Source organism: Phenylobacterium sp., from assembly GCF_036821595.1.
Taxonomy (GTDB): domain Bacteria; phylum Pseudomonadota; class Alphaproteobacteria; order Caulobacterales; family Caulobacteraceae; genus Phenylobacterium.
This window is the reverse complement of record NZ_DAISJG010000005.1, coordinates 1-21,039: the sequence shown is the minus strand read 5'-3', so window position 1 is coordinate 21,039 and position 21,039 is coordinate 1. Positions and strand designations below refer to the sequence as shown.

22 protein-coding genes are annotated in these 21,039 nt (G+C 71.3%); 15 read left to right on the top strand and 7 right to left on the bottom strand.

The features are described 5' to 3' along the window. Positions 1–3 precede the first annotated feature (3 nt). The 4 genes from V7Z97_RS04250 to V7Z97_RS04235 all read left to right on the top strand — a co-directional run bounded on the left by V7Z97_RS04250 (position 4) and on the right by V7Z97_RS04235 (position 4,181). On the top strand, positions 4–441 hold the full coding sequence (locus V7Z97_RS04250) for an Lrp/AsnC family transcriptional regulator (protein ID WP_334161644.1): 438 nt from the start codon (positions 4–6) through the stop codon (positions 439–441). 44 nt (positions 442–485) lie between these two features. After that, positions 486–2,285, top strand: coding sequence for a M3 family oligoendopeptidase (locus V7Z97_RS04245; RefSeq protein WP_334161793.1), 1,800 nt, complete (start codon positions 486–488; stop codon positions 2,283–2,285). Between the two features lie 114 nt (positions 2,286–2,399). Continuing rightward, positions 2,400–3,860, top strand: coding sequence for a L,D-transpeptidase family protein (locus V7Z97_RS04240; protein WP_334161642.1), 1,461 nt, complete (start codon positions 2,400–2,402; stop codon positions 3,858–3,860). A 3-nt stretch (positions 3,861–3,863) separates the two neighbouring features. Continuing rightward, entirely contained in the window at positions 3,864–4,181 is a 318-nt protein-coding gene (locus tag V7Z97_RS04235; protein WP_334161640.1) for a hypothetical protein, read from the top strand. Here the strand turns inward: V7Z97_RS04235 and V7Z97_RS04230 are convergent. Both V7Z97_RS04230 and V7Z97_RS04225 read right to left on the bottom strand, forming a co-directional pair. Next, positions 4,178–4,729 carry a YcbK family protein gene (locus V7Z97_RS04230; protein WP_334161639.1) on the bottom strand — a complete coding sequence of 184 codons (552 nt, stop codon included), beginning with the start codon at positions 4,727–4,729 and terminating at the stop codon, positions 4,178–4,180. The genes V7Z97_RS04235 and V7Z97_RS04230 overlap by 4 nt on opposite strands. A gap of 90 nt (positions 4,730–4,819) precedes the next feature. Then, positions 4,820–5,020 carry a hypothetical protein gene (locus V7Z97_RS04225; protein ID WP_334161638.1) on the bottom strand — a complete coding sequence of 67 codons (201 nt, stop codon included), beginning with the start codon at positions 5,018–5,020 and terminating at the stop codon, positions 4,820–4,822. A 116-nt stretch (positions 5,021–5,136) separates the two neighbouring features. On the opposite strand from V7Z97_RS04225, the gene V7Z97_RS04220 reads away from it, so the two are divergent. The 7 genes from V7Z97_RS04220 (at position 5,137) to V7Z97_RS04190 (ending at position 10,191) form a co-directional block, all read left to right on the top strand. Continuing rightward, positions 5,137–5,610 carry a PaaI family thioesterase gene (locus V7Z97_RS04220; protein WP_334161636.1) on the top strand — a complete coding sequence of 158 codons (474 nt, stop codon included), beginning with the start codon at positions 5,137–5,139 and terminating at the stop codon, positions 5,608–5,610. Further along, entirely contained in the window at positions 5,610–6,680 is a 1,071-nt protein-coding gene (locus V7Z97_RS04215; RefSeq protein ID WP_334161635.1) for an alpha/beta fold hydrolase, read from the top strand. The genes V7Z97_RS04220 and V7Z97_RS04215 overlap by 1 nt, the downstream gene beginning before the upstream one ends. 64 nt (positions 6,681–6,744) lie before the next feature. Beyond that, entirely contained in the window at positions 6,745–6,984 is a 240-nt protein-coding gene (locus V7Z97_RS04210; RefSeq protein WP_334161634.1) for an aa3-type cytochrome c oxidase subunit IV, read from the top strand. Between the two features lie 113 nt (positions 6,985–7,097). Next, positions 7,098–8,237, top strand: a complete 1,140-nt coding sequence (locus V7Z97_RS04205; RefSeq protein WP_334161632.1) for a Re/Si-specific NAD(P)(+) transhydrogenase subunit alpha — start codon at positions 7,098–7,100, stop codon at positions 8,235–8,237. Positions 8,238–8,243: 6 nt separating this feature from the next. Next, the gene (locus V7Z97_RS04200) at positions 8,244–8,567 is read left to right on the top strand and encodes an NAD(P) transhydrogenase subunit alpha (protein ID WP_334161631.1); all 324 of its coding nucleotides are present in this window, start codon (positions 8,244–8,246) and stop codon (positions 8,565–8,567) included. Further along, on the top strand, positions 8,564–8,779 hold the full coding sequence (locus V7Z97_RS04195) for a hypothetical protein (RefSeq protein ID WP_334161629.1): 216 nt from the start codon (positions 8,564–8,566) through the stop codon (positions 8,777–8,779). The genes V7Z97_RS04200 and V7Z97_RS04195 overlap by 4 nt, the downstream gene beginning before the upstream one ends. After that, positions 8,776–10,191, top strand: coding sequence for an NAD(P)(+) transhydrogenase (Re/Si-specific) subunit beta (locus V7Z97_RS04190; RefSeq protein ID WP_334161627.1), 1,416 nt, complete (start codon positions 8,776–8,778; stop codon positions 10,189–10,191). The genes V7Z97_RS04195 and V7Z97_RS04190 overlap by 4 nt, the downstream gene beginning before the upstream one ends. A 7-nt stretch (positions 10,192–10,198) precedes the next feature. Here V7Z97_RS04190 and V7Z97_RS04185 read toward each other — a convergent pair whose 3' ends face one another. Then, on the bottom strand, positions 10,199–11,524 hold the full coding sequence (locus tag V7Z97_RS04185) for a hypothetical protein (protein WP_334161626.1): 1,326 nt from the start codon (positions 11,522–11,524) through the stop codon (positions 10,199–10,201). A 15-nt stretch (positions 11,525–11,539) separates the two neighbouring features. Then, positions 11,540–11,866, bottom strand: coding sequence for a helix-turn-helix domain-containing protein (locus V7Z97_RS04180; protein ID WP_334161625.1), 327 nt, complete (start codon positions 11,864–11,866; stop codon positions 11,540–11,542). Positions 11,867–12,050: 184 nt separating this feature from the next. Between V7Z97_RS04180 and V7Z97_RS04175 the strand changes: the two genes are divergently transcribed. The 4 genes from V7Z97_RS04175 (at position 12,051) to V7Z97_RS04160 (ending at position 18,198) form a co-directional block, all read left to right on the top strand. Continuing rightward, the gene (locus V7Z97_RS04175; protein WP_334161624.1) at positions 12,051–15,080 is read left to right on the top strand and encodes an autotransporter outer membrane beta-barrel domain-containing protein; all 3,030 of its coding nucleotides are present in this window, start codon (positions 12,051–12,053) and stop codon (positions 15,078–15,080) included. A gap of 197 nt (positions 15,081–15,277) precedes the next feature. Continuing rightward, positions 15,278–16,222: a M23 family metallopeptidase gene (locus V7Z97_RS04170; protein WP_334161623.1), complete on the top strand. Its 945-nt coding sequence runs from the start codon at positions 15,278–15,280 to the stop codon at positions 16,220–16,222. 60 nt (positions 16,223–16,282) lie between these two features. Continuing rightward, the gene (locus tag V7Z97_RS04165) at positions 16,283–17,329 is read left to right on the top strand and encodes an aldo/keto reductase (protein WP_334161622.1); all 1,047 of its coding nucleotides are present in this window, start codon (positions 16,283–16,285) and stop codon (positions 17,327–17,329) included. Continuing rightward, complete coding sequence (locus tag V7Z97_RS04160) at positions 17,326–18,198, top strand: alpha/beta fold hydrolase (protein WP_334161621.1); 873 nt, start codon at positions 17,326–17,328, stop codon at positions 18,196–18,198. Before V7Z97_RS04165 ends, V7Z97_RS04160 begins: the two co-directional genes overlap by 4 nt. Here the strand turns inward: V7Z97_RS04160 and tilS are convergent. The 3 genes from tilS to pal form a co-directional block, all read right to left on the bottom strand. Beyond that, positions 18,195–19,463, bottom strand: a complete 1,269-nt coding sequence (gene tilS / locus V7Z97_RS04155) for a tRNA lysidine(34) synthetase TilS (protein WP_334161620.1) — start codon at positions 19,461–19,463, stop codon at positions 18,195–18,197. The genes V7Z97_RS04160 and tilS overlap by 4 nt on opposite strands. After that, the gene (gene ybgF, locus V7Z97_RS04150) at positions 19,451–20,281 is read right to left on the bottom strand and encodes a tol-pal system protein YbgF (RefSeq protein ID WP_334161618.1); all 831 of its coding nucleotides are present in this window, start codon (positions 20,279–20,281) and stop codon (positions 19,451–19,453) included. Before ybgF ends, tilS begins: the two co-directional genes overlap by 13 nt. Before the next feature lie 96 nt (positions 20,282–20,377). Beyond that, positions 20,378–20,929, bottom strand: coding sequence for a peptidoglycan-associated lipoprotein Pal (pal, locus tag V7Z97_RS04145; protein ID WP_334161616.1), 552 nt, complete (start codon positions 20,927–20,929; stop codon positions 20,378–20,380). Positions 20,930–21,039 lie beyond the last annotated feature (110 nt).

Genomic DNA, 21,039 nt, shown 5'->3' with positions numbered 1-21,039 from the left:
TGGATGGCTGGCGAATTGCTTGATGACCTCGACCGCAGGCTCGTGGCCCTGCTGCGGGCCGATTCGCGTCAGCCGGCCTCCTCCCTTGCCGCGGCGCTGAAGGTCAGCCGCGGTACGGTGCAGAACCGGATGGAGCGGCTTCTGGCCCGCGGCGTGATCCAGGGCTTCACCGTCCGCACCCGTCCCGAACTCGAGGCGAACCGGGTGCGCGCCATCATGTGCATCGCCATCGAGGGCGAGCGCTCCGGCGCAGTGGTGAAGGCGCTAAAGGGCTTCCCGGAGGTGGCGGCGATCCACACCACCAACGGCCGCTGGGATCTGGTGGCCGAGCTCGACACCGAGAGCCTGGCCGAGTTCAGCCGCACCCTGGACCAGATAAGGACGCTGGAAGGCATCGCCTCCACCGAGACCTCGATCCTTCTGGCGACCCAGAAGTTGTAGGGCGCCTCCTCCCGCTCCGGGGGCGGATGGACTACATCCGAGCCATGAACGCGCCCGTGAAGCCCGAGACCCTGCCGCAGTGGCGGCTGGATGACCTCTATACCGACCGCGAAGATCCTCGTATCGAGGCCGATCTCCATCGCGCCCGCACGGCGAACGGCGCCCTGGTGGCGCTGAAAGGCCGGTTCGTGGCCAGTCGGGCCGACGCCGCGGGGCTGGGCCGCCTGCTGGATGAGGGGATCGGCCACTATGAGGCGGCCACCAACGCGCTCTGGAGCGTGGGCTCCTACGCCTCGCTCGCCGCGTCCGTGGCGCGCGACGACCCCGCGTGGTCGAAATTCGAGGCGGACCTGCGGGCCCGCGCCTCCCAGATCGCCGCGGAGAGCCTGTTCTTCACCCTGGAGATCAACCAGCTCGAGGACGCCGAGATCGAGGCCGCGCTCGAGGGCCATCCGCCCGCCGCCCGCTGGCGGCCGTGGATCCGCCGGGTGCGCTTGGCGCGGCCGCACGAGCTCTCGGCGGAGCTCGAGCGGATGCTGGTGGATCGCGCGCCCGCGGTGGCGAACTGGGGGCGGCTGTCCGACGAGACCCTGGCGAAGCTCACCGCCCGGGTGGGCAAGGAGACGCTGACGCTCTCCGAGGCGCTGAACCGCCTCTCCAGTCCGGATCCGGGCCTGCGCAAGCAGGCGGCCATGGCGCTGGCCAAGGCGCTCGGGGATCGCGCGCCGACACTGGCGCTCTGCCTGAACACTCTGGCCTTCGAGAAGCAGGTGGAGGACCGCTGGCGGAAGTACCCTGATCCCGCCGCCGGACGGCACCTGGCCAACGAGGTCGACGCCGCCTCGGTGGATGCGTTGGAGCAGGCGGTGGTGGAGGCTTACCCGTCGGTAAGCCACCGCTACTACCGGCTGAAGGCCCGGGTGATGGGCCGGGAAGCGCTGGACCACTGGGACCGCAACGCGCCCCTCGATACCGCGCCGCCCCGGCTCTACAGCTGGGACGAGGCCAAGGGTCTGGTGCTGGAGAGCTTCGCCGATCTCGCGCCGAAGTTTGCCGACGCCGCCCACACCTTCTTCAACCAGCCCTGGATCGATGCCTTGCCCCGGCCCGGCAAGCAGTCCGGCGCCTATTCTCACCCGGTCACGGCCGAGCGGCACCCCTACGTCTTCATGAACTACATGGGCGAGCGACGGGACGTGCTGACGCTGGCCCACGAGCTCGGCCACGCGGTCCACCAGACGCTCTGCCAGCCTCTCGGCACCCTCCTGGCCGACACGCCGCTGACGCTCGCCGAGACGGCGTCGATCTTCGGCGAGGGACTGGTCTTCGAGCGGCTGCTGGCGGCGGCCACCCCGGAGGAGAAGCGCGGCCTGCTGGCCGGCAAGATCGAGGACGCCCTGAACACGGTGGTACGCCAGATCGCCTTCCACCGTTTCGAGACCCGGTTCCACGCCGCGCGCCTGGAGGGCGAGCTCTCGCCCCAGGAGATCGGCGGCCTCTGGCTGGAGGTGATGGGCGAGAGCTTGGGGCCGGCGATCCGGCTCAACCGGGGCTACGAGCATTACTGGGGCTATATCAGCCACTTCGTGCACTCGCCGTTCTACGTCTACGCCTACGCCTTCGGAGACCTCCTGGTGCGCGGTCTCATGGAGAAGCGGCGGGAGGATCCGCAGGGCTTCGCGCCGCTCTACGAGGCCCTGCTCGCCGCCGGAGGGACGAAGACCTATGTGGAGGCGCTGGCTCCGTTCGGCCTCGATCCGCGCCAGAAGGCCTTCTGGGCCGCGGGCATGAAGCAGATCGAGCGGCTCGTGGACGAGTTCGAGACCCTGGTGCCGGACAGGTGAGCCCTGCACGCGATCTCCACATGACGTCGATCAAGGCTGCGGCGCGGCAATGCCACGAAATGAACTCTTCGCGCGTTCGAGGGACCGAGGGCGAAGGCTGAGGTATCCCGGAGTATGACTTTGAGATCAGAGCGGCGCGCGAGCATCCGACTGGCCGCCGTGGCCGCCGTCCTGCCGATCGTCCTGGCCGGCGCGGCGCTGCACGCCCAGGAGCCGGCTGCGCCGCCGGCGGCCGGCCGCGCAGCCCAGCCGGCGCTCACGCCGGCCCAGCAGGAGCTGGCGCTGCAGGTGATGCGCGACGCCGACGCCCACGGCCTGCAGCCCAAGGACTATGTCCCGGCCGGCGATGCGCCGGACGGCGGCGCGGTCGCCGCGGCCCTCCTGCGCTATGCCCACGACGTTCGCGTGGGGCGGATGGAGCCCGGCGATTTCCCGAAGATGTGGGCCCTGCGGCCGGCCGCCTATGACCCGGCGCCGGAGCTGGCGCAGGCGCTCGCCGCCGACCGGCTGAAGCCTTGGCTGGACAGCCTGCCGCCGCCCTATTCCGGTTACGCGGCCCTCAAGCGCGGCCTGGTCAAATATCGCGAGATCGCGTCCGCGGGCGGCTGGAAGGCTGTCCCCGAGGGGACGCCGCTCAAGCTTGGCGTCACCGATCCGCGCGTGGAGTCGCTCCGCGCTCGGCTGGCCGTGGAGGATCCGCAGGTCGCCGGGACCGCCGGCGCGACGTTCGACGAGGCGCTGCACCAGGCCGTGCAGCGGGCCCAGCGCCGGTTCGGCATTGAGCCCGACGGTGTGGTCGGGCCCGGCACCCTGCGGATGCTGAACCAGCCGGTGGGCCAGCGCGTGCTGCAGATCATCGCCAACATGGAGCGTTGGCGCTGGATGCCGCGCGAGATGCCGGCCAACCGCGTGCAGGTGAACTCCGGCGCGGCCATCGTAACCCTGTTCCAGGACGACCGGCCGGTGCTGTCGATGAAGGCGGTCTCGGGCAAGCCCGGCGACGAGACGCCCATGCTGCAGTCGGCTATCCACAGCGTGGTGATCAACCCGCCGTGGAACGTCCCGAGCAGCATCGCGAACGAGGAGCTGTGGCCCAAGGAGCGGGCGAACCCGGGCTATCTGGCCCGCAACGGCTTCCGCGTGATCACCAACGACGATGGATCCCGGCGCCTGCAGCAAAGCTCGGAGCAAAGCGCGCTCGGCCGCTACAAGTTCGACTTCGACAATCCGTTCGCCGTGTACCTGCACGACACCCCGACGAAGGCCACGTTCGAGCGGTTCGCCCGCCAGGCCAGTCACGGCTGCGTCCGTGTCGAAAAGCCCAGGGAGCTCGCGGAGGCCCTTTTCGCGGGCGACGCTCAGTGGACGCCCGAGCAGATCGCCACGACCCTCGACAGCGGCAAGACCGTGCGGGCGCGCTTGCCCACGCAGGTGCCGGTCTTCATCCTCTACTGGACCACGTTCGCGGGGGCCGACGGCCAGATGCACTTCCGCTCCGACCCCTATGACTGGGACCGTGAGCTGCTGCGCCGGGTGGGCGTTCTGGCGGCGCCGAAGAAGACCGAAGAGGCCTGACCGATGCTGAGAGTGGTGCTGTGGATCGCGGCGGCGTGCGCCGTGCTGCTGCTGGCTCTGGCCCTGACCCGTGGCGCGCGGTTCACGTCCGAGCCCACGGCCAAGGCGCCTGCCGAGGTGACCGCGCCCGCCGCGGAGGAGCAGGCGGTCCCCGCCGCCGCCACGGCGCCTGAGCCGGAGTCATCGCCGCTGCCGCTGCCGCCCATCGACGAGCAGGTCGCCGAAGACGCCGCCGCGGTGGGCATGACGACGCGCGAGCCGCAGGACGAGACCGCTCCGGAGGCTCCGCCGCCGGAACCTGCCGCCGAACCCGTGCCCTAGGAGCCCGACCACCGGCGCACCCGGCCGGTGTCGACGTGGACGAAGTTGGACTTGGGATAGTAGCCGACGCCGCCGGCGGAGACGTCGAGGGCCGCCTTGTGCAGGTGGGCGAGCTGGACGCCCTCGATCCGCACGTCCACGGCCTTGCCCAGCGTATGCTGGCTCTGCGAGGCGACGCCCTTGCTCTTGGCGTGAAGCATGGCGTTGGTCTTGGGCGACCGATAGCCGGAGATGATCTGGAACGGCCGGTTGCTCTCCAGCCGCGTGTTGATGGCGTGCAGGGCGTCGAACAGGGCCGGCTCCATCATGCGCTCCTCGCCCGTGCGCCAGTCCCGCAGGACACGCATGGCCTCGGCGAGCGCCTGGGGCACATAGCGGCCGTTCTCGAAATAGACGGCGTTGAAGCGGTCGCCGGTGTGCAGATTGTGCAGGACCGCCCGCCGCGGGCTGTCCCCGAGCGCGCTCGCCCAGGCCGGCATGGCAAGGCCGGAAAGCGCGGCCGCGCCACCCAGGCGCAGCGCCTCGCGGCGTCCGATCAGTGTCTGCATTGGTGAAACCCCGACGACGGCTACGCCTCTGAACATGCCGTCTGAGCCTGCAATATCAAGCTAAACAGGCCGTTGCTGCGACAAGCCGCCTCAGGCGAGCAGGCTCGCGAGCACGAAGAGCACGCCGGTCAGCAGGGCGAGCGCGATGATCCCGGCGGTCCATCCGAAGAGGGTTTCGCGATTGTGGTAGCGCCAGCTGCGGTAGGCGCGGCGCAGGCCTATGCGCTTGCGCGCGCGGATCTCGAGCTGCGGCGTCCGCGGCCGGCTCGGGCGGTCGTTCGGTTCGGTCACGTAGGCGGCGTCGGTAATCGGTCAGCGTCCCGACCCGCCAACGACGCGGGCAGCGGGTTTCTTCCCCGCCGCCTCGGTGCTTGCCATTTTTCAAACGCCCGTTAGACCCGAAGACGATGTCCGACGACTTGACCGAGGTCCAGGCCGCCGTCGTGCCCGACGGCTACGAGATCAACCTCTGGCAGCGGGGGTTCGGCCGGACCGTGGGCCCGTTCTATTCGCGGCGGGAGGCGGACGGCCGAGAGACCCTGGCCTTCCGCGTGGAGGAGCACCACGCCAACGGCATGAACAACTGCCACGGCGGCATGCTGATGAGCTTTGCCGACATGGCCTGGGGCCGGGTGATCTCGAGCCAGCGCTCGATCGGTTGGGTCACCGTGCGGCTGATGACCGATTTCCTCTCCGCCGCGCGCATGGGCGACTGGGTCGAGGGGACGAGCGAGATTGTGGCGGAGGGGGACGACCTCTTCACCGTCCGCGGCCGCATCTGGTGCGGCGACCGGACGCTGATGACCGGAACCGCCGTCTACAAGGGCATCCGCGAGGTCCGGAAGGCGCCGGCGGAGCGGGACGTTCTGGGGATCGCATGATGGCCGACGAAGCGGGACAGGCGCCGGAAGGGGCCGGAACGGACGCGCCCGGGAAGGAAACCTACGACGACCGGCCGTTCCATTCCGACAACCTGCCGCCGGAGGTCCGCGCGCCGCTGGAGGCGTTCAAGGGCGAGGAGCCGCCGGCCCCGCAGTGGTTCAGGGACGCCATCGCCCAGGCGCCGGAGCGCAGCTTCGTGGAGAGCCTGGGCACGAAGCTCGAGGCCCTGACCTGGGGCGAGCGCGGCAAGCCCGGCCTGCTGCTGGTGCACGGCAACAGCGCGCACGCCGACTGGTGGAGCTTCATCGCCCCGTTCTTCGCCGCCGACTACCGGGTGACCTCGATGTCGCTCGCCGGCATGGGCGCGTCGGACTGGCGCGAACGCTACGCCTTCACCGACTTCGCCGAGGACGCCGAGGCAGTGGCCCGCGCCACCGGCCTCTACGACGGCGGCGTGAAGCCGGTCTACATCGGCCACTCATTCGGGGGCGGCCAGGTGTTCTTTGCCGCCGCCCGCAAGCCCGAGCAGATGCGGGCCGCGATCCTCGTGGACACCGGCTTCGGCGGCCCGCCGCCGGAGGTGCTCGCCGAGCGCCAGAAGCGGATGGAGCAGGTCCGCAACATCCCCACGGTCGATCGGCCAAGCCGCGTCTATCCGACCATCGAGGCGGCGCTCGCGCGCTTCCGGCTGATGCCGCCGCAGCCTGCCGGCAACGCCTTCGTCGCCGACTTCATCGCTCGCCGTTCGCTGAAGCGCGCGCCGCTGCCGGACGGCTCGGGAGAAGGCTGGAGCTGGCGCTTCGATCCCAGCATGTGGGAGAAGCTCGACCGCACCGGGATGATGCCCGAACAGGGCCTGCGGATCGTCACCCCCATGGTCCACATCTACGGGGCCAATTCGGTGATCATCCAGCGCCGCAAGACCGGCGAGGCCTCCTTCTTCCCGAAGGACATGCTGGAGGTGGAGATCCCCGATTCCCACCACCACATCATGATCGACCAGCCGCTGGCCCTGGTGGCGGCGATCCGCGCCCTGCTGGCGGCCTGGCCCGCGACCGGCCCAGCTTGAGCGGCGCGGCGGTCTCGTGTAGCAACCCGCCCGACTTCCCCTCACGCAAGAGAGACAGCCTTCGATGGCCGACGCCACCACCGACTACCACCGCGGCGCGATGGACATCAGCGAGCAGACGTCGACCTACAACCTGGTGATGGGCATCACCAAGTGGGGCTCGCTGGCCACCGCCGCCCTGATCCTGTGGCTGACCGTCTGGTTCTGCACGGACGCCGGCTTCATGGGCGCCGTAGTCTCCGCGGCGGTGCTGGTCGTCGCCGGCGTCTTCCTGCTGCGTGAGAAGAAGGGCGGAGCCCACTAGCTCCGCTTTCAGCAAAGCTGAGGGCGCTGTTCAAACATCTGTTTGAGCGGCCCCTCGGCTCGCTGGACAGACCCTGACTCGGCCACCTATGGTCCCGCCCAAGACGAGGGGGGATGTGTATGGCCGTGATCGCCGTCACCAGGGAACGCCGGGCCGAGGAGACCCGCGTGGCCGCGGTTCCCGAGACGGTGAAGAAGCTCATCGCCGCTGGTTTCGAGGTGACCGTCGAAGCGGGAGCCGGCGCGGCCGCATCCTATCCCGACAGCGAGTACCAGGCCGCCGGCGCGACGATCGCCAAGACCGCGAAGGAGGCGCTCGCCAAGGCCGACATCCTCTTCAAGGTGCGCGCCCCGGCCGACGAGGAGATCGCGGCCCTGAAGGCCGGCGCCATCGTCGCCGCCCTGCTCAACCCCTACCAGGACAAGGCGATCGTGGACGCCCTGGCGAAGAAGGGGGCGAGCGCCTTCGCCATGGAGTTCGTGCCCCGGATCACCCGCGCCCAGGTGATGGACGCCCTGTCCTCCCAGGCCAACCTCGCCGGCTATCGCGCGGTGATCGAGGCCGCCGAGGCCTACGGCAAGGCCCTGCCGATGATGATGACGGCCGCCGGTACGATCGCCGCCGCGAAGGTCTTCATCATGGGTGTGGGCGTGGCCGGCCTGCAGGCCATCGCCACGGCCCGCCGACTGGGCGCGGTGGTGACCGCCACCGACGTGCGGCCCGCAACCAAGGAGCAGGTGGAGAGCCTGGGCGCCAAGTTCCTGGCCGTCGAGGACGAGGAATTCCGGAACGCCCAGACCGCCGGCGGCTATGCCAAGGAGATGAGCCCGGAATACCAGGCCAAGCAGGCGGAGCTGGTCTCCAGCCACATCGCCAAGCAGGACATCGTCATCACCACGGCCCTTATTCCCGGGCGCCCGCCGCCGAAGCTGGTCAGCGCCGCCCAGGTGGCGTCCATGAAGCCCGGCTCGGTGATCGTCGACCTGGCCGTGGAGCAGGGCGGCAACGTCGAGGGCGTGAAGCTGGGCGAGGTGGCCGAGACCGCCAACGGGGTGAAGATCCTCGGCCGGCCGAACCTGCCGGGCCGCATCGCCGCCGACGCCTCAGCCCTCTACGCCCGCAACCTGCTCGCCTTCGCAGGGCTCCTCCTCGACAAGGAGGGCAAGCTCGGTCCGGATTACGAGGACGAGATCCTCAAGGCCGCGCTCGTCACCCAGGCCGGCAAGGTCGTCCACCCGCAACTCGCAAGCTGAGGTCCCATGGAAGCCGTCGATCCCACAGTCTTCCGGCTGGCCATCTTCGTGCTGGCGATCTTCGTCGGCTACTACGTGGTCTGGAGCGTGACGCCGGCCTTGCACACGCCGCTGATGGCGGTCACCAACGCCATCTCCTCGGTGATCATCGTGGGCGCCCTGGTGGCCGCCGCGGCCCGGCCCGAGACGGGCGAGCTGACGCGCAACATCCTGATCTCCAAGGGCGCCGGCGCCGTGGCCGCGGCCTTCGCGGCCGTGAACATCTTCGGCGGCTTCCTGGTCACCCAGCGGATGCTGGCCATGTACAAGAAGAAGGACAGGGCGAAGTGACCCGCGGATACGAGCGGGAAGCCGAACTCTCGCGCGCCGCCATCCTCGTGGCGGCCGGCGGCGCGCTCGTGGCGGTCAGCCAGCGCGCCCCCGAACTCTCCTACGGTATCGTCGGCGACGCCATGCTGGTGGTCGGCGGCGCTGTCATCGCGGGCGGCCTGATCGCCGCCGCGCGCAGCCTTTTCCGGCGCCGGGGGGGCGCTGATAAATGAACGCCAACCTCGCGGCCATCCTCTATCTCGTCTCCGGCGTCCTCTTCATCCTGGCGCTGCGCGGCCTGTCGTCGCCCACGTCCAGCCAGGCCGGCAACCGCAACGGCATGATCGGCATGGCCATCGCGGTCGGCACCGTCCTGGCGACGCTCGCCGGCCAGGGCAAGCTCGACGGCTTCACCCTGGCGCTGATCGTCGGCGGCGTCGCGATCGGCGGCGCGATCGGAGCGGTGATCGCCAAGCGCGTCGCGATGACCTCCATGCCGCAGCTGGTGGCGGCCTTCCACAGCCTGGTCGGCATGGCCGCCTGCCTGGTCGCGGTGGCGGCCATCCACACGCCGGAGGCCTATGGCATCGCCGAGGCCGGCCGGGTGCACCTGACCTCCCTGATCGAGCTCTCCCTGGGCTTGGCCATCGGCGCCATCACCTTCACCGGCTCGGTGATCGCCTTCGCCAAGCTGAACGGCAACATGAGCGGCGCGCCGATCCTGCTGCCGGCCCGCCACCTGCTGAACATCGCCATCGGCCTGGGCATCGTCGCCCTGGTCGTCGTCCTGGTGATGAGCGGCGGCACGGCGCTCTGGGCCTTCTGGGGGATCTTCGCGCTCGCGCTGCTGATCGGCGTCACCCTGATCATCCCGATCGGCGGCGCCGACATGCCGGTCGTGGTCTCGATGCTGAACAGCTACTCCGGCTGGGCGGCCGCGGCCCTGGGCTTCACGCTCGAGAACACCACCCTGATCATCACGGGGGCGCTGGTGGGCTCCTCGGGGGCCATCCTCAGCTACATCATGTGCAAGGGGATGAACCGCAGCTTCATCTCCGTGATCCTGGGCGGGTTCGGCGCGGACGACAGCGCCGCGGCGGCCGGCGGGCGGGTCGAGACCCGGCCGGTGAAGCAGGGCTCCGCCGACGACGCGGCCTTCATCATGAAGAACGCGTCCAAGGTGATCATCGTCCCCGGCTACGGCATGGCGGTGAGCCAGGCGCAGCACGCGCTGCGGGAGATGGCCGACAAGCTGAAGGAGGAGGGCGTCGAGGTGAAGTACGCCATCCACCCGGTGGCCGGCCGCATGCCCGGGCACATGAACGTGCTGCTGGCCGAGGCGAACGTCCCCTACGACGAGGTGTTCGAGCTGGAGGACATCAACTCGGAGTTCTCCACCGCCGACGTGGCTTTCGTCATCGGGGCCAACGACGTCACCAACCCGGCGGCGAAGACCGACCCGACCTCCGCGATCTACGGCATGCCGATCCTCGACGTGGAGAAGGCGCGGACCGTCCTCTTCGTGAAGCGCGGCATGGCCTCGGGCTATGCGGGCGTCGAGAACGAGCTCTTCTTCCGCGACAACACCATGATGCTGTTCGCCGACGCCAAGAAGATGGTCGAGGGCATCCTGAAGGCCCTCTAGGGCCTGTTCAGCCGATCTCCCATGCCCCGATGGCCTGGCCGGTGATCACCACCGGGGGATCGACGTCGGGCGGCGCTATCTTGGCGGCTGGCCGCATCTCGCCCACCAGCAAATAGCCGTCGGCGACGCCGTCGCCGTCGAGATCGACTTCCACGCGCCGGCCCGGACCAAAGCCGGGCAGCAGGGTGTCCGGCCGGGGCGGCGTCTGCTCCACACCGAAGTCGCCCGGCGTCGCAGGGGGTTCGGCCGACGGGGTTCCGCCCGGAGCCGTCGGGAGGATCGTCACCGGCCCGCCGTCGCCGGTCTGAAGCTGGTCGCCCTCGTCGAAGCGCAGGTCGAGGATGACGCCCAGGAAGGTCTCGGCGTTCCCCATCTCGGCGGGCCTGGCGAGCACGAAGGTGTCGGCGCCCTCACCGCCTTCGGCCACCGTGTCCGCGGCCACCTCCAGGCGGTCGTCGCCGGCGCCGCCCTGCAGCAGGTCGTAGCCTCCATGCCCCGCGCCGCCGCCGGAGAGGGTGTCGTTCCCGGCTCCGCCAATCACCCGGTCGGAGCCGGCGCCTCCGGTCAGCACGTCGTCGCCGTCGCCGCCCCGGATCAGGTTGAACGTGGGCGGGTCGGACTGGAGCGCCAGGCGCGCCGCCGGCCGCTCGCCCTCGAGAGCGGCGAGTTGCGGGAGCTCCGTTCCCGCCTCCGCCGCTTCCGCCACGGCCAAGCCGCCGCCGACCGCCGCCGCCGGTTCGGCGCGGACCGCCCAGGCCGTGGCGGGGGCTTCGGGCGCGGGCTCGGTGGAGTTGATCACCGTCGCGTGGGCCGCCACCTCCCGCTTCTGGGTCAGGCCGACGTCGTCGGGCGTCGGCGGCGGCGCGGGCGGATCGCTCTCAAGGGCCAGTTCCTCGACCGGATCGCCCATGTCCACCGCAGCGCTGGTCTCGTAGAAGAAGGCCGTCGCCACGATGAGCGCCATGAAGGTCTGGGCCTGGCGGCCCGCCAGGCTGAAGGGCACCACCACGGACTCGTCGCCCTGCGCGGCGTCCGCCGGCGCCAGGCGCTCGGCGAGCGCGGTGTGCAGATCCGCGCCCTCGGCCAGGGCGTCGTCCACCGCATGGTGGACCACGAACCGGCCGCCGATCCGCGCGACGTGGACGATGACCTCCTCGTTCTGGTCCTTGACCACGCACCAGGGATCGCCGTCCTCGGTGGTGCCGAAGACCACCTCGACGCCCATGCCGGTCTCGGCGAACTGCCGCCCGAGCTCTTCCAGGCGCGCCCGCTCGGCCGCGGTCCAGTCGCCGCTGGCGCGAACCTTCGCGATGAAAGGGAGGACGTCGCCCATGGTGTGCTGAAAGTCCTAGGCCTGGGCCGCCTGGCGGCCGGCGTCTTCGTCGAACAGCAGTCGATAAAGCTCAGGTTCGTAGTAGCGCAAGAGGGTCTGGGCGAATTCCCGCGGTTCGAGGCCCAGGGCCTCGGCCCAGGCCCGCTGGGTCTCGATGGGGAGCCGGCCCAGACCGCTCTCCACCTGGCTGACGAAGGTGTAGTAGCGCAGCCCCACCCGTTCGGCGAGCTCGGCCTGTGTCAGGCCGGCCGTCTCCCGCGCCGCCTTCAGCCAGCGCCCCGCCTGCTGGCGCAGGACTTTCGTCTGGGCGGCCTTGGCGGGGTCGGCGGCGGGTCTGGGCATCAGGAGCTCCTCGGGACGCTGGGGCCCGCCGCAGAACCATCTTGAAGGGCCAGCGGAAGCCGCGTACAGTTTTTACGAAACAAATACATACGTCACGCGCCGCCGCTTGTCACGACCTGCATGCCAGCCTACTAGAATGGCTCTGCTTTTCGGGGCGCGGGGGCGTCCGAGGGGATCTCCAAGAATGAAGCGTCTGTTCGTGTCCGCGGCCCTTTTGCCGCTGGCTTACGCCGCGTCCGCCGGCGCAGAGACCAAGATCACCACGGCCATTACGACGCCTGTCGCAACGGCCACGGCGGCCAGCGGCCAGCCCGACGACGTGACTGTGGAGTCCAGCGGCTCGGTGAAACCGACCGGCCCGGGCGTGGCGGTGACGCTTAACTCCAACAACGCCGTGAAGAACGCCGGCACGATCGGCTTCGACGGCCAGAGCAACGCCACGGGCGTGCTGATCCTGGGCGGGCGCACCGGATCACTCACGAACACCGGCCTGATCGGCCTGCTCGAGGACTACACCCCTACCGACACCGACAACGATGGCGACCTCGACGGGGCGTTCGCACAGGGCAGCAACCGGATCGGCGTGCGGGTGACCGGCCCCGACGCCTTCAACGGCGACATCCGCAACGAGCCGGCCGGCGCGATCAACATCGAGGGCAACGACTCGGCCGGCATCCTGGCCGAGACGCGCATCAACGGGCACCTGGCGAACGGCGGCGCCGTGACCGTCACCGGCGACCGCGGCGTCGGCATCCACGCAACGGACGTCGTCGGCAACGCCCAGATCAACGGCACCGTGCAGGTGCAGGGGGAAGGCTCCGTCGGCGTGCATCTCGGCGACGTCGGCGGCGGCGTGCGCCTGCAGGGCGTGGTCTCCTCCACCGGCTACCGCACCGTCCAGCGGCTTCCCGACGCGTCGCGCGCCAAGCTGGACGCGGACGACCTGAAGCAGGGCGGCGCCGCGGTCCGGATCAACGGCAACGTGGGCGGCGGCGTGATGCTGGACGTGCGTCCGGCCGACAACAGCACCACCGACACCGACGAGGACGACGACGGGATCGCCGACGCCCAGGAAGGCAACGGCGCGCTCACCTCCGTGGGCTCGGCCCCGGCGCTGGACATCGGCGCGACCGACCGCGCCACCACCATCGGCCTGGTCGGTGCGGGCGACACCGCCTACGGCCTGGTGCTTAAGGGCGAGGTCGTGGGCGCCGGGGTCAACGACGGCGTGGCCGCAACCGCCGTGCGCATCGGCCAGGCGGGCGGCGGCGCCACGACAATCCAGGGCGGGATCAATATCCTCGGCGGCCGCGTGCAGGCCACGGCCATCGGCGCTGACGTGACGGCGCAGGGCGGCGCGGCGACCGCGATCCTGCTGAACGACGGGGCCGTGGTCCCGGCGCTCCGCAACTCGGGCACGATCGAGGCCCTGCTCACCAATGGATCGCAGGACGCCCGCGCGGTGGTGGACCTCTCCGGCACGCTGTCGCTGGTGGAAAACACCGGCGCCATCCGCGCGGTGTCCATTCCGAAGAGCGGCTCCACCAGCGTCGGCCAGTCGATCGCCCTCGACCTGCGGGCGAACACCGCCGGCGCCACGGTGCGCCAGACCAAGGCGACCAGCACCGGCGCCCCGTCGATCACCGGCGACGTGCTGTTCGGCTCGGGCTCCGACCGCCTGGAGATCGTCGGCGGGACCATGACCGGCGCCATGGCCTTCGGCGCCGGGGCCGACAGCCTGGTGATCGACGCAGGCGGCGTGGTCTCGGGCCGGCTCACCGACACCGACGGCCTGCTGACCGTCGCCGTGGGCGAGGGCCGCCTGGCGGTCACCAACACCGAAACCATCCAGCTCAGCGGCATGTCGCTCGGCGCCAAGAGCGTGCTCGCGGTGACCATCGACGGGCAGGCGGGCACGGCCACGCGGTTCAACGTCGCGGGAGCGACGACCATCGCTTCCGGCGCGCAGTTCGACCTCAACCTCGCGTCGGTCCTGCGCGGTTCGCAGTCCTACGAGATCATCCGCTCGGGCGACCTGCAGGTCGCGGGGGCCACGGCGGCGAGCGTCGTGGGCGCGCCCTGGCTCTACCGGGCGGAAATCCGGGCCGACGCCGCCGCCGACACGGTGGTGGTGGACATCCGGCCGAAGACGGCGGCCGAGCTTGGCCTCAACCGCTCGCAGGGCCAGGCCTATTCAGGCGTGTTCGACGCTCTGGACCGCAACGCGGGCATCGAGGCAGCCTTCCTCGCCCAGAAGGAGCAGGCGGGCTTCGAGCGGCTCTACGACCAGCTGCTGCCGGACCACTCCGGCGGGGCGATCATGTCGGCCCAGGCCATCTCCACCGCCATCTCGGCGGCGATCGCCCACCGCAATCCGGACAACGCGGCCGGCGGAAGCGGCCTGTGGGCGCAGGAGATCATCTTCCAGATCGACCGCGACGCCGAGGACGCGCTTGGCTTCGAGGCCGAGGGCTTCGGCCTCGCCGCCGGTTTCGAGCTGGTGGGCGCGAACCAGGCGGTGGGGATCAACGGCAGCTTCGTCAGCGCCGACTTCAACGACAAGTCCGCCTCGGCCGGGGAACGCGTGGCGATGAACTTCGTCGAGGGGGGCCTCTACTGGCGCCTCCAGGCCGGCGGTCTGCAGGCCGACGTGCGCGGCGGCCTCGGCTATGTGTCCTTCGACAGCAAGCGGATCTTCACCGCGACCGACCTCAACCTGCGCAGCGACGCCGACTGGAATGGCTGGCTCGCCGAGGCCCACGCGGGCGTCTCCTATCAGGCGAGCCTCGGCTGGCTCTATGCCCGTCCCGAGCTCTCCGTGGACTATCTGCGGCTGTCGGAGGACGGCTACGAAGAGACCGGCGGCGGCGACGGCTTCGACCTGACGGTGGAGGACCGCAAGGGCGATCTGCTCACGGGGCAGGCGCTGCTGGCGATCGGCGCGCGCTTCGGCGACGACTTCTGGTGGTCGCCCGAGGTGAAGGTGGGCTGGCGGGCTAAGCTCGCGGGCGACCCGGGTCAGACCACCGCCCGCTTCGGAACCGGCACGCCCTTCACCCTCGACGCGGAGGACGTCTATTCCGGCGGCGCCGTGGCGCGGATCGGCGTGCGCGGCGGGACCAACCAGGTGCTCTACGCCATCGACGGCGGCGGCACCTTCGACGACGGCTACAGCGACTACGACCTGCGCGCCGTCGTGCGCTTCCTCTTCTAGGTAGAACGCGAGGCTAAGGCCAAGCTTGGCGGCGGGGTTTCGGCCCCGCCGAACAATTGTTGATGACCTGCCGCCAAGTTTTTGCCTAGAAGGCCCCCCAGTTAACCAAACCCTTACCGCGGGAATTGCCGACGCCCGGCCGCCCCTGCCTTGGGGAAGGCCGCCAAGGGCGCGGCGGTGCTGGGAGACTATCGGCCTTGACTGAAGCGAGTTCGGCTCTCGAGGCGCGTGCGCGTCATTGGATCGTGGATGCGGCGGTGGGCGCAGCGGTGGCGCTGGGCGCCATCGGCATGGCGCATGCGGCCCTCCCGGAGCGGAGCGAAGGTCCGTCCGAGGTCCGGATGACCAGCGCCCAGCGCATCGTCCCGGCAGCCGCCCAGCCCGCCGAGCCCGCCCACCTGATCGCTTTCCAGCACCCGGTGCTGGGCCAGGAGATCGTCTCCCCGTTCGGCCTGCGCCAGCTGCCCTGGGAGGAGAACGGTCGCCTGCACGAGGGCGTGGACATCGCCGCCGACTTCGGCGAGCCGGTGCTGGCCGCCGCCGACGGCGTCGTCACCCGTGCGGGGCAAAGCTACACCTACGGCCGTTTCGTGGAGGTCGAGCACGCGGAGGGCCTCACGACGCTCTACGCCCACATGGGCCGGGTGGCGGCTGAGATGCGCCCCGGCCTGGCGGTGAGCGCCGGCACGCCGGTGGGCCGGGTGGGCTCGTCCGGAACCTCCACCGGGCCGCACCTGCATTTCGAGATCCGTGACGCCAAGGACCGGCCGCTGAACCCCGCCATGTTTGTCGGCAGGTCCTTCGCCACCGCCGAGGACCTGCCGCTGCGCGACGCCCGGCGCTTCCCGCGCCGCGTCCGCATCGCCTACGTCTCCCGCATTCCCGAGAGCAAGAAGGCGCTGATGGCGGCCAAGCAGCAGGCCAGGCTGGAGCGCAGCGCGCCCTCCGCGACCGACGCCGGCCGGGACGCTTCCGTCACTGTCCGCTACGAGGAGGGCCGGCCGCGGGCGACCATCCGCTTCGGCGCCGATCGCCGGCCCGTGGAGCCCGCCGCCGCGCCGCCGGTGGCTCCGGTGGCCCCTTCGCCGCCGCCGGTTTCCACCCTGCCCGCGGAAGAGGCGATCGCCACCGCCGCCGGCTGACGGGCTCGACCTGGCGCCCAAGGTTCTCCATACCTGTGGCGCCCCCAGGAGGTCGCCCGCATGAAGTACAACCAGCTCGGCCGGACCGGCCTCTACGTGTCCGAGATCTGCCTCGGGACCATGACCTTCGGCGGCACGGAGGCCGCGGGCATGTGGCGGGCCATCGGCGCCCTGCAGCAGGGCGAGGTGGACGCCATCGTCGGTCGGGCGATCGAGGCCGGCGTCAACTTCATCGACACGGCCGATGTCTACTCGTTCGGCGAGTCGGAGCGGCTCACCGGCCAGGCGCTCAGGAACCTCGGCGTCAGTCGCAGCGACGTGGTGATCGCCACCAAGGTCTATGGCGAGATGGGGCCTGGGCCGAACGACCGTGGTGCGTCCCGCGGCCACATCATGGACTCGGTGCAGAGGAGCCTTGAGCGGCTGCAGACCGACCATATCGACCTCTACCAGATCCACGCCAACGACCCGGTGACGCCGCTCGACGAGATGCTGAGGGCGCTCGACGACCTCACCCGGCAGGGGCTCGTGCGCTACGTGGGCGTCTCCAACTGGCAGGCCTGGAAGATCGCCAAGGCCCTCGGGATCAGCGAGGCCAGGGGCTACGCCCGCTTCGAGACCCTGCAGGCCTACTACTCCATCGCCGGCCGCGACCTGGAACGCGAGCTCGTGCCGATGCTCACCTCCGAAAAACTCGGGCTGATGGTCTGGTCGCCCCTGGCAGGCGGCCTCCTCTCGGGCAAGTTCGGCCCGGGCTCCAACAATCCGGAGGGCGCCCGGCGGACCAACTTTGACTTTCCGCCGGTGGACAAGGACCGCGCCTGGAAGTGTGTGGAGGTGATGCGCGAGGTGGGCGAGGCGCACGGCGCCTCCGTGGCGCGGGTGGCGCTCGCCTGGCTTCTCGCCAAGCCTCACGTGATGAGCATCATCATCGGGGCCAAGACGCTGGAGCAGCTCGACGACAATCTGGCCGCCGCCGAGCTGCAACTCACCGCCGAAGAGGTGTCGCGCCTCGACGAGGTGAGCGAACTCGTCGCCGAGTACCCTGGCTGGATGCTCGCCCGTCAAGGCGCGGCCCGCGCGCCCAAGCCCTTCCAGAAGGGGTGAGCGCGGCCGAGACCGTCCGCGGCGCTGCGATCCGCGGCGAGCGCGTCGACCTGGGCGGGCGCTGCCTTCGCATCGTCCGCGCGGGCCCGGACGACGGCCAGCCGCTGGTCTTGCTTGAGCACGGCGCCTTCGGCTGCGCCGCCGACTGGGCGGTGGTGCAGGAGCGGCTGGCGGTGAAGGGCCTGCGCAGCCTGGCCTACGACCGCGCGGGTCTCGGCCACTCCGACCCCGGGCCGCGGCCGCGGGACGGCCGCGCGATCCTGGCCGACGCCGAGCGGCTCCTGGACCGCCTGGGCGAGGATAGGCCCCTGGTGGTGGTCGGCCACTCCATGGGCGGGCTGATGGCCCGGCTGTTCACCCTTGCCCGGCCGGAGCGCGTGCTGGGGCTGGTGCTGGTCGACGCCATGACGCCCGACGTCATCCGGCTGCCGGCGGGGCGGGAGGCGATCGGCTCCTTCGCTGGGGTCCTGCGGCTGGCGGGCGTCGGGGCCGACCTCGGCCTGATGCGGCCGGTCGCGCTGATCACCGGCAACCTCATCGGCCTGACCGGATCGGCCGCGACGGAGAAGCGGCGCATCCACGCCTCGGCGCCCCACGCCCGCGGCGCCGCCGACGAGGTGGCGAGCTGGGCGGCGATATCGGAACAGGCCGGCGCCGCAGACCTGCCCCCCGCCCTGCCCGTCGCGGTGATCACGGCCGGCGGCGAGCGGCGCCGGCCCTGGCTGAAGAAGCTGCAGACGGTCCCGGCGCTCGCCTCCGAGCATGGCTATGTGGAGCATGTGGCGCGCGCCACCCACGCCAGCCTGCTCGGCCCCCGCTTTGCCGACCCGGTGGTGCGCGGCGTCGAGCACGTGCTCGCCCGCCGCTAGACCGGCTCGCGCTCCACCAGCCCGCAGGCGGCGAACAGCCGGTCCGGGACCAGCGGACGCATCTCGACGCCCTCGACCTCCGCCAGCGCGGGGCAGGCGACCCGGCCGCCTTCCACGATCACCGGCAGTCCCAGGCGCGCCTTGGGCGGCAGCTGGCGCAGGATCTGCTGCTGCTCGGGCGACAGGCGGCGCGACACGCCCTCCAGCCGGTCGACGTGCATCCCGGCCCGGGCGGCGGTGAACTCGAACCGGCCGTCCCAGACGAGCCGACGACCGGGCGTCAGGTAAAGGGTGGGCAGGCCGCCGCGCCGGGCCTCGCCGGGCTCGCGCAGGAGGCTGACTTCGTGCTCGTCGGCCTCGATGCGCGCCCCGGCCAGGGTGGTGGCGAGCGCCGCCGGACCCGCCAGGATCTCGCGCACCCGCCGCAGGCGATCGCCGGCCGGCCGCCGGTCGCCGCCGCCCACGCAGACCGTGGCGATGCCCAGGAAGGCCTGGGCGGTCGCGGGCGGCGTATCCCGGAGGGCCTGGCGCGGCAGGCGGATTCCGCAACCGGCATCGAAGAGGCAGGCCTCGGCGAGCGCGGCCGGCTCTGGCGGCGGGGCGATCGCCCCGACCGCCCCTGCGCCCGCGGCCCGGGCGCGCGCGCGGGCGGAGGCCATGTCGCTGTTGGCGGGATCGTCGATCCAGGTCTCGTCCCGGGCGCGCAGCCAGTCGCGGATCTCCTCGCGGGAAGCGCCGAGCAGCGGACGGAGCAGGAAGACCCCCCGCCCCTCCGGCCACGAAGGGGAAGGCGCCCACTCGCGGGGGGCGGGCGTGGTGGAGCCTTCCGCCCGCATGGCGGCGGCTTCGGCGAGGTCGCTCGCCGTATGGCCCATCAGGATCACCCGCGCGCCGGCCTGCCGCCCGGCCTCGGCGAGCAGCCGGTGGCGGGCGTCGCGCGCGGCGGCGGGAAGGCCGGCGGCGGGCTTCGGCCCTTCCCAGGCGAGCGCCTGGAAGCCGGCGCCGAGCCGTTCGGCCGTTCGGGCGCAGCGTTCGGTCCAGGCGCCGCCCTGCGGCTGCAGGCGGTGGTCGACGGTCAGGATGAGGAGTCGCCGCCGGGCGTCGCGCGCCCAGTCGGCGGCGATCAGCGTCAGCGCCAGGCTGTCGCCGCCGCCGGACAGGGCCACGGCCAACGGGGCGTCGACGTCGGTCAGCAGACGGCGGTCGAGGACGGGGCGGACTTGGTCGGCGAGGCTGTCCGCCGGGCCGACGTCTAGGCCGCGCACTTCGCCTGGGTGCGGGTCGCCGCGGCCCGGCTCGTGACGGTGGCCGGAGCCTTGGGGTAACGCTTGGGCAGTTCGGCGAGCGTCTGGCAGGCGTCGGTCGGTTTCTTCAGCGCCACCAGGGAGCGGGCCAGCTCCACCACGGCGTCGGGCGCCCAGCTGGTCTGCGGCCAGCCGCGGATGGCGCCGATATAGGCGGTGGCGGCCTGGGCGTGGGCGCTGCGCACCGTCAGCGTCTTCCCCCACCAGTAGCGCGCTTCGGCGATCCGAGGTCCCTCCGGGTAGTCCTGGACATAGTCCGCGAACGCCTGCTCGGCCGCTCCGTAGTCGCCGCTCAGCATGAGCTGCCGCGCGGCGGTGAAGGCCTCCTGTGGCGTGGCGGCCCGGGCGGCCTGCTCGGCTGGCGGCTCCGGCGGCGGAGGCGGGGCGACAGCCCGCTCGGCGACCGTCAGCCGGTCGGTGAGATCCTTCACCTGGGCCTTCAGCGTCTCGTTCTCGCGCTTGGCGAGATCGAGTTCGTAGGTCGTGGTCTCCAGCGAGCCATTGATGCGGGTCAGCGACTGCTCGAGGTCTGAGATCCGGTTGCCGAGCTCCGCCATCCGGGCGTCGGTGTCGGCGGGCTGGACCACCACCGGCGCACCCGTCCTCTGGGCCTTGAAGACGATGTCGCGCAGTTCGCGCACCACCTTCTCCATCCGGTCGACGCGGCGGGCGTCCCGCGCATCCAGCGGATCCTCCATGGGTGTCTGGGCCGCGGCCGGAGCGGCCGTGAGCGCCAGGGCGAGGAGGACGGCGGGAGCGCGGAGACGATGGAGCAGCATGGACCTTGAGCCTGCAGGGACGGGGCGGCGGATTTGCGGCGACCCGGGCGAGATTCGCCTGGAGACGCGAACCATGCCCGGGATGGCTGAACCGCCCTAGCGGGCGCCGCTGACGATCGCCGTCTTGGCGTTGCGGTTCTGGGCGTGGGCCTCCTCGGACGAGCCCGGGTCGATCGGCTGCTCCTTGCCGTAGGAGACGGTGGCGATCCGGTCCGCTGTCACGCCGTTGGAGACCAGATAGTCGCGCACCGCGTTGGCGCGACGGGCGCCGAGCGCGAGGTTGTATTCGCGGGTGCCCATCTCGTCGGTGTTGCCCTCGATGCGGACGCGCACGCTGGGATAGCGGCGCAGCCAGGCGGCCTGGGCCGCCAGGATCGGCTGGGCATCGGCGCGAATGTCGTAGCGGTCGAAGTCGAAGTAGACCCGCTCGCCCACGTTGACGACGAAGTCCTGCTGCGAGCCGGGCACGGCCCCGAGCGGTTGGCCGCTGACCGGCGGCGGCGTGGTCGTTCCGGGCTGGGTCGGCTGGGCCGGCGTCGTGGTCTGGGCCGGATAGGTCGGCTTCGGCCGCGACTGACAGGCGGTGACCGTCAGGGCGGCGGCGGCGACGAGCGTGAGGCGCCAGGCGCTCTTGCTGCTGATGACCATGTGATGCGTCTCCTTTTGGATGGGTGAGCGCCGGAGCGCCGTCAGAGTCTACGGGGTGGCGACTGTAAGCAAGCCTAGTTGAGAAGGGGGGACCAGGCGGGGTCCGAGCC